Raw genomic sequence first — 245 nt, forward strand, 5'->3', positions numbered from 1 at the left:
ACTACATGAAGTTGGAATCGCTAGTAATCGCGGATCAGCATGTCGCGGTGAATACGTTCCCGGGTCTTGTACACACCGCCCGTCACACCATGGGAGCGGGTTTTACCAGAAGTAGGTAGCTTAACCGTAAGGGGGGCGCTTACCACGGTAGGATTCGTGACTGGGGTGAAGTCGTAACAAGGTAGCCGTATCGGAAGGTGCGGCTGGATCACCTCCTTTCTAGAGTTGCACCAGGCTATAGAGCC

Annotated in this window: 1 rRNA gene; it reads left to right on the forward strand. The window is 54.3% G+C overall.

The annotated features are described in order from the left end of the window. Positions 1-219: ribosomal RNA gene (locus F2P46_RS36890) — 16S ribosomal RNA — on the forward strand; the annotation flags it as partial. Positions 220-245 lie beyond the last annotated feature (26 nt).

This window comes from Massilia sp. CCM 8734, from assembly GCF_011682155.1.
Lineage (GTDB): Bacteria > Pseudomonadota > Gammaproteobacteria > Burkholderiales > Burkholderiaceae_D > Telluria_A > Telluria_A rubra.